Origin of the sequence: Ectothiorhodospira magna (genome assembly GCF_900110965.1) — a bacterium.
Lineage (GTDB): Bacteria > Pseudomonadota > Gammaproteobacteria > Ectothiorhodospirales > Ectothiorhodospiraceae > Ectothiorhodospira > Ectothiorhodospira magna.
On record NZ_FOFO01000056.1, the window covers coordinates 1 to 1,246 of the forward strand.

Annotated in this window: 2 pseudogenes; one reads left to right on the forward strand and one right to left on the reverse strand. The window is 54.9% G+C overall.

Annotated elements, in window-relative coordinates:
* Positions 1-414 (reverse strand): annotated as a pseudogene (locus BMX62_RS12495) (hypothetical protein); the annotation flags it as partial.
* A gap of 428 nt (positions 415-842) precedes the next feature.
* Here BMX62_RS12495 and BMX62_RS13200 point away from each other — a divergent pair.
* Positions 843-1,154, forward strand: a pseudogene (locus BMX62_RS13200) (PAS domain-containing protein); the annotation flags it as partial.
* Between the last annotated feature and the right edge of the window lie 92 nt (positions 1,155-1,246).

The following is a 1,246-nucleotide window of genomic DNA, read 5'->3' on the forward strand; positions in this document are numbered from 1 at the left end:
CGACATCCGCGACGACACCCTAAACAGCATCAGATCAGCAATACGAACCGTGTTTGCCACCAGGCTCCCTGCATGATTTCGTGGGGATACTTCAGCAGCAGAGGTCTCCATCGCCAGGCCCTCGCCATACTGCCTGATCACATGTTCGCCGCGGATCACCCGCACCTCGTTGAGGCTGTTCACCTCCGCAAGCCTTCGGAGCATAGAGGCCCGGCGATCAATGGTGTCATTGATCATGGCTTCGGTGAGGGAGACACGGATCATTTCCGCCGCCATGCGAGTATGCTCGGTGGCGGAGCGCATGGAAAAATCCCGGATCAGCGCCATGCTGGATAGTCCAATAACCAGCATCATGATGAGCATTACCAAAAGCAAGGCACCCATGGCCTTGGTCTGCAGGCTGCTGATGGTCACAGGAAACCTCGCGACTTGTTGAGTGGCGTAACCTTGGGAGGGTACGCCTTTTATCCTGGGTAGATGACATGAAATTGATCAATTCAAGCCGCCTAAGACGATCATCCTTGAGGCAGGGCAAGGATTTTCAGTTATCCTTTGCCAGTCCCCCGTCTTCGCCGAACCCGGCTTTATAGCGCTCCTGTGATTGAGTGCACACAAGGCACTGCGAGGCGGGAGAGTGTCAGGTATACTCTCGAGACCCCCCCGTTATAGCTTTTTGCTATATCTGAAGTCGAGAAGATGCAAATTGATATTTATCATTTTAGGCCTGCAGCATGATGCCGCAAAAGCCGGAAAACACCGTCGCGGAAGTCAAGGATAGAGATAGGAACAGCGGCAACAACGTGCCCGGTTCTGGCTCCATGGCGTCTCCGCCTCTCTCCTTTGAAGCCGAGCTCCTAGAGGCACAGCGTATTGCCCAAGTAGGCAGTTGGGTGGCGGATTTCCAGAAAAACGTGATTCGTTGGTCTCCCGAGGTTTACCGGATTTTTGGCCTCTGTCCGAATGCCTGGAATGCCACCCATGAGGCCTTCATGTCATTGGTGCACCCCGAGGACCGCGTCAGGGTACAAGCGGCTGTTGACGCCGCCTTGGCGGGTGAGACCTACGATATTGAGCACCGAGTTCTCCGACCCGACGGGACAATACGCATCGTCCGTGAGTGTGGGAGCGTAGAGTTTGATGATGCCGGCCGACCCTGGAGTATCCCCAGGTTTTCGCAGGCAAATTTCCTGTTAAAACAGCGGGATAATGGAAGGTGGGGTGGACATGCACCGGCAAGATCGTGATT